At 57.7% G+C, this 6,009-nt stretch carries 7 protein-coding genes; 5 read left to right on the top strand and 2 right to left on the bottom strand.

Translation table 11 applies throughout. The annotated features are described in order from the left end of the window. Nucleotides 1-243 (top strand): glutathione S-transferase N-terminal domain-containing protein (locus D8V06_RS16310; RefSeq protein WP_130931314.1); only part of this gene is annotated, 243 nt, incomplete at its 5' end. Nucleotides 244-408: 165 nt separating this feature from the next. Here D8V06_RS16310 and D8V06_RS16305 read toward each other — a convergent pair. After that, the gene (locus tag D8V06_RS16305; protein WP_130905396.1) at nt 409-1,575 is read right to left on the bottom strand and encodes a PLP-dependent aminotransferase family protein; all 1,167 of its coding nucleotides are present in this window, start codon (nt 1,573-1,575) and stop codon (nt 409-411) included. Between the two features lie 83 nt (nt 1,576-1,658). Here D8V06_RS16305 and D8V06_RS16300 point away from each other — a divergent pair, with 83 nt between their 5' ends. The 3 genes from D8V06_RS16300 (at nt 1,659) to D8V06_RS16290 (ending at nt 4,449) form a co-directional block, all read left to right on the top strand. Beyond that, the gene (locus D8V06_RS16300; protein ID WP_056853836.1) at nt 1,659-2,105 is read left to right on the top strand and encodes a MarR family transcriptional regulator; all 447 of its coding nucleotides are present in this window, start codon (nt 1,659-1,661) and stop codon (nt 2,103-2,105) included. Nucleotides 2,106-2,429: 324 nt separating this feature from the next. Continuing rightward, nucleotides 2,430-3,749 carry an NCS2 family permease gene (locus D8V06_RS16295; RefSeq protein WP_236708441.1) on the top strand — a complete coding sequence of 440 codons (1,320 nt, stop codon included), beginning with the start codon at nt 2,430-2,432 and terminating at the stop codon, nt 3,747-3,749. A 73-nt stretch (nt 3,750-3,822) separates the two neighbouring features. Then, nucleotides 3,823-4,449, top strand: coding sequence for a LysE family translocator (locus D8V06_RS16290; protein ID WP_056853838.1), 627 nt, complete (start codon nt 3,823-3,825; stop codon nt 4,447-4,449). Nucleotides 4,450-4,643: 194 nt separating this feature from the next. Here the strand turns inward: D8V06_RS16290 and uraH are convergent, their stop codons facing one another. Continuing rightward, the gene (uraH, locus tag D8V06_RS16285; RefSeq protein WP_056853839.1) at nt 4,644-4,997 is read right to left on the bottom strand and encodes a hydroxyisourate hydrolase; all 354 of its coding nucleotides are present in this window, start codon (nt 4,995-4,997) and stop codon (nt 4,644-4,646) included. A 435-nt stretch (nt 4,998-5,432) separates the two neighbouring features. On the opposite strand from uraH, the gene D8V06_RS16280 reads away from it, so the two are divergent. Beyond that, a partial coding sequence (locus tag D8V06_RS16280) for a polysaccharide deacetylase family protein (protein ID WP_153189259.1) occupies nt 5,433-6,009 on the top strand: 577 nt, incomplete at its 3' end.

The raw sequence follows: 6,009 nt of genomic DNA, 5'->3' as shown, positions 1-6,009 counted from the left end.
ACCCTGTATCAATTCCACGCCTGCCCGTTCTGCGTGAAAACCCGCCGCACCTTGCATCGCTTGAATGTACCGGTGGCGTTGCGTGATGCGAAAAACAACGAGCAAGACCGCCAGGCCCTGCTGGAGCAAGGCGGCAAGATCAAAGTGCCGTGCCTGCGGATTGAAGAAAATGGGCAGACGACCTGGATGTATGAGTCCAAGGTGATTATTGATTATCTGGACAAGCGGTTTGCGGCAGCCTGAATGATTTGGATTGTTTGAGCCGGCGCCATCGCTGGCAAGCCAGCTCCCACAGGGTCTTGTGGTGCTCACATCACTTGTGGGAGCTGGCTCGCCAGCGATGAGGCCGGCACAAATGCTACAAATCCCGGACAAAAATAAACCGGCTCATCAGCCGGTTTATTCATTTCAGGCCGCTTTATCTATCTGCGCTTGCCGCACCACTGCCGCCAGACGCTTGAGCCCTTCATCCAGCCGCGCCGGTTCGATATGGCTGAAGTTGAGTCGCAAATAGCCGTGATGCTTGTCCGGTTCTGGAAAGAACGGCTCGCCCGGCATGAACGCCACATCATTGGCCAGTGCATCGTTGAGCAAGGTACGAGTGTCCAGCGGCTGCTTGAGCCGCAACCAGAAAAACAGCCCGCCCTGCGGCTCGTTCCAATCCGCCAGATCAGCGAAGTGCGTTTGCAGCGCGGCCTGGAACGCATCCCGACGCCCTCGGTAAAATTCGCGCAGTTCACTGCGATGCTGTCGATACCGCTCGTTGCCGATCCATTGCAAGGCTTGCCATTGGCCGACCCGATTGGTGTGCAAGTCCGCCGATTGCTTGAGCTTGAGCAAATGCGGGAACAGGTCGGGGCTGGCGATCAGGTAGCCGACGCGCAGACCGGGCATCAGGGTTTTCGACACGGTACCGGTGTAGATCCAGCTGGCTGTTTTCAAACGACTGACAATCGGGGTCGCGCTGCCGCCATCGAAGGTTAATTCGCGATAGGGCTCGTCTTCAATCAAGGTCACGCCGAATTCATCGAGCAAGGCTGCCACGGCGTCACGCTTGGCTTCGCTGTAACGCACCGCGGACGGGTTCTGGAAAGTCGGGATCAGGTAGATGAAGGCAGGACGATGCTGCGCCAGGCGAGTGCGCAATTGCACCAGGTCCGGGCCATCAGCCTCCAATGGGACAGTGATGCAGTCCGCGCCGAACAACTGAAAAATCTGCAGTGCCGCCAGGTAAGTCGGCGCCTCGAGAAAAACCTCGGTGCCTTTGTCGATGTAGAGCTTGGCGGCCAGATCGAGGGTCTGCTGGGAGCCGCTCACCACCAACACCTGGCTCGCCTCACACTGTAAGCCCAACTTCCCGGCCTCTGCCGCCAGAGCTTCACGCAATGCCGGCTCGCCTTCGCTCATGCCGTATTGGCCGATGGACAGCGGCATGTCGGTCCAATCGACCTTGGGCAACATGACCTCAGCCGGCAGACCTCCAGCGAACGACATCACCTGCGGGCGCTGAGCGGCGGCAAGGATTTCACGGATCAAAGAACTTTTAAGGCGTGAGACACGTTCGGAAAAAGCCATGGAAGTCACCCGGTAGCCTGGCATGAGGAAAATGAGTCAAACTTATTGACCGAAATTACGACAGCACAAGCGGATACGTCAACATGATTGACCTTAAAAACCCGATTTCCCAGCAACAGGCCATGGAAGCGTTTTTCTTCGGTTACCAGGCTTTCACGGCCAAGGCCGATGAAATGCTTGAACGCCGCGGCTTGAGCCGGGTGCATCAGCGCATCGTGTTTTTTATCGCCCGTTACCCGAACCTCAGCGTGAAAGAATTGCTGGCATTGCTCGGCGTGAGCAAACAGGCGCTGAACATGCCGCTACGACAGTTGGTGGAAATGCATTTGGTGAACAGCGTGGCGTCGCAGACGGACAAACGGAAACGGTTGTTGGAGCTGACCGATGACGGAGCACGGTTCGAGCAGTCGCTGCGTCGCGAGCAGGTGAAATTGCTGGAGCGGGTGTTTGCAGACGCTGGTGAGACGGCGGTGGATGGGTGGTTGGCGGTGAATCTGGCTCTTGGGAAAAGTCAGACTGTTATTGACTGACTGCTCTGCCCCCATCGCCAGCAGGCTAGCTCCCACAGTGATCTGTGTTCACAAAACCTGTGGGAACCAGCCTGCTGGCGATGAGGCCTTCGAAGGCGATATATCCCTATTGCCAAAACTTTCGTCGACAAAATCAAAAACATTATTTGCTTTATTTGTATACAAAAGCATAATCCACTTCGTGCGAGTTCCTGACCAACCGGTCAACAAATTCGCAAGTGCCTCAAAGGGCCGCCGCCGCCCTCATGGGTCCGGCCCTGGAAATAAAAATAAAACTCTTGAGGAGTACTCGCTGTGGAAAGCCGCAAATCCGAAGCATCGACGCTGGATCTCTCGCCGCCACTACGCAATGGCTGGCTGGAACGTCTGTTCAAACTCAGCTTGCATGGCACCACGGTGAAGACCGAGCTGATTGCCGGTCTGACTACCTTCATCACGATGGCCTACATCATCTTCGTCAACCCGAACATCATGGCCGACGCCGGGATCGATCATGGCGCGGCGTTCGTCGCTACCTGCATCGCCGCCGCCCTGGGCTGCCTGCTGATGGGCCTTTACGCTAACTGGCCGGTCGGCCTGGCACCAGGCATGGGCCTGAATGCGTTCTTTACTTACACCGTCGTCGGCACCATGGGCTACAACTGGGAAACCGCCCTCGGTGCGGTGTTTGTTTCCGGTGTGTTGTTCATGATCCTGACCTTTTCCAGGATTCGTGAATGGCTGCTCAACAGCATTCCGGTAAGCCTGCGCTACGCCATGGGCGCGGGCGTTGGTCTATTTCTGGGGCTGATCGGCTTGAAAACCGCAGGTATCGTCGTCGATAGCCCGGCTACTCTGATCAAGCTTGGTTCCTTGCGCGAGCCTGGCCCGCTGTTGGCTGCCGTGTGCTTCCTGATGATCGCCATCCTCAGCTACCACCGAGTGTTCGGCGCGATCCTCATCAGCATCATCACCGTCACCCTCGCCGGCTGGGGCCTGGGCCTGGTGCATTACGAAGGGATCATGTCCGCACCGCCGAGCCTGGCTCCGACCTGGATGGCCATGAACGTCGCGGGCGTATTCAACGTCAGCATGATCAGTGTGGTTCTGGCGTTCCTTTTCGTGCACATGTTCGACACCGCCGGCACCCTGATGGGCGTGGCACAACGTGCCAATCTGGTGGCGCCTGACGGTCGCATCGAAAACCTCTCCCGCGCGATGAAAGCCGACAGCGCATCCAGCGTATTCGGTGCCGTGGTCGGCGTGCCACCGGTTACCAGTTACGTGGAAAGTGCCGCGGGCGTAGCCGCGGGTGGTCGCACTGGTCTTACCGCTGTCACCGTAGGCGTGTTATTTATCGCAGCGATGTTTTTCGCTCCGCTGGCCGGCATGATCCCCGCCTATGCCACCGCTGGCGCACTGATTTATGTCGCGATGCTGATGATGGGCGGCATGGCCCATATCGAATGGGATGAAGCGACCGACAGCATTCCGGCGATCGTTACCGCGATCATGATGCCGCTGACCTTCTCGGTCGCCGACGGTATCGCACTGGGCTTCATCACTTACGTGGCGTTGAAGGCCGGTACCGGCAAGTACAAGGAAATTTCCGTCAGCCTGTGGGTGCTCTGCGCGATCTTCATCGCCAAGTTCATCTTCTTGTAAGCCTTAACGCGGGACACGTTTCGAAACAGCCTCACCCCGTCGGGTGAGGCTTTTGTGCAAATGGAGGAAAGTGATGAGTCTGGAAACCTGGCTGCTGTTCAGCGGCGCGGCACTGGTAGTGATCCTGATCCCGGGGCCACTGTCACTGTTGATGATCAGCAACAGCCTGAATTACGGTTTGCGCCGTTCTTACCCGGCATTTCTCGGCGGGGTGATCGCTTCGATTTGCCTGTTGAGCGCCTCGGCACTGGGCCTGGGCGCTTTGTTGCTGGCCTCGGAACAGCTGTTCAGCGCCTTGAAGATCGTCGGCGCGCTGTATCTGTTCTACCTCGCCTGGCAGAGCTGGCAGCAATCGCGTCAACCGTCCCATGGCGCTGAAGTGCCACTGGCAGCGCCCGTGCCGCGCTTTCGCGCACTGTTCGGCCGTGCATTCATGCTCGGCGCCAGCAACCCGAAAGACATCCTGTTCTTCGCCGCGTTTCTGCCGCAGTTCCTCAGTGCCGAACAGCCGTTCCTGCCGCAGTTGCTGGTGATGATTGCGACCTGGACCGTGCTGGACCTGCTGTGCAAATTGGCCTACGGCCTCGGCGCCCATGGTGCGGCGCGCTATTTGCGCAGCGGCAAGGGGCAGAGCTGGTTCAACCGGGTGAGTGCCGGGTTGTTCAGTGGCGCGGGCGCGGCATCTTTGTTGAGTCGTTAAGCAAAAGCATCGCGAGCAAGCTTTGCTCCTACGGTCATTCGACACGAAACCTGTAGGAGCAAGGCTTGCCCGCGATGGCGTCAGCCCGGTCAGCACTTTTCCACAGACGAAAAAAAGCCCGCAGTGTGAGCGGGCGAAAGACCAAAGAAGCTATATGCGCAGTCGCTTCCAGGTGGTGGCAGCTGCTTGGGGGATCAGCTGCCGCGGTACGTGGAATAGCTGTAAGGCGAGATCAGCAGCGGAACATGGTAATGATCCTGCTCGGCGTTGATGCCAAAACGCAGCACCACCACATCCAGAAACGCCGGCTCCGGCAGCTGAACGCCGCGGGCGCGGTAGTAATCGCCTGCATGGAACTGAACCTGATAAACCCCGGTACGGTAATCGTCACCCTGCAGCAGCGGCGCATCGACACGACCGTCGCTGTTGGTTATCGCGCTGGCGACCAATTCCAGGTGCGAACCTTCAACGCGGTACAACTCGACCTTGATCGAGCTGCCCGGGCAACCATGTGCAGCGTCCAAAACGTGTGTAGTCAAACGTCCCATTGATTCTGCGCGCCTGCCTGCATGGAGCAGTCAGACTTCGCGCCTCCCGAAGTCAGGTGAAAAGGAGACCGCACCGATTCGGAGCACGAAAAGCTGCGGCGAGCGATTGATTAAGACACTTTTCATAAAAATTGTACACAATAAAAACGACATTTTAGCGACCGATAGCGCCATGACAGAAATTTCTGTCATTTTCCTGCGAAACCTTATGCTTTCTATACGCTGCAATCATTAACTGACCAGTCGGGCAGATTTCTTGCAGGTGCTTGTCAGTAGCACGTGAAGATGACCGTTAACGAAAAATGCAAAAAATCAGGCTTACAAAGTGAATATAAAGTTGTATACAATCAACCCATCGCTGTGACGCCAGCCAGTGATCCAACCTTTAGTCGCGTCACACCAACTGTCACCACGCATACAAGAAGGAAGACTGCAGTGAGCGCTGACTACCCTCGCGACCTGATCGGTTACGGCAGTAACCCTCCGCACCCACACTGGCCGGGCAACGCCCGCATTGCCCTGTCGTTCGTCCTCAATTACGAAGAAGGCGGCGAGCGCAATATCCTGCACGGCGATAAAGAGTCCGAAGCGTTTCTCTCGGAAATGGTGTCCGCCCAGCCGCTGCAAGGCGCGCGCAACATGAGCATGGAATCGCTTTACGAGTATGGCAGCCGCGCCGGTGTCTGGCGGATTCTGAAACTGTTCAAGGAATTCGACATCCCGCTGACCATCTTCGCCGTGGCCATGGCCGCCCAGCGGCACCCGGATGTGATCCGCGCCATGGTCGATGCCGGCCACGAGATCTGCAGCCACGGCTACCGCTGGATCGACTACCAGTACATGGATGAAGCCCAGGAACGCGAGCACATGCTCGAAGCGATCCGCATCCTTACCGAAATCACCGGCGAGCGTCCGCTGGGCTGGTACACCGGCCGCACCGGCCCCAACACCCGCAAACTGGTGATGGAAGAAGGCGGTTTCCTCTACGACTGCGACACCTACGACGACGACC

The sequence above is a fragment of the Pseudomonas sp. Sample_24 genome (assembly GCF_004307605.1).
GTDB lineage: Bacteria > Pseudomonadota > Gammaproteobacteria > Pseudomonadales > Pseudomonadaceae > Aquipseudomonas.
The sequence above is the reverse complement of the archived record's forward strand: the minus strand, read 5'-3'. Positions and strand labels throughout refer to the sequence as shown.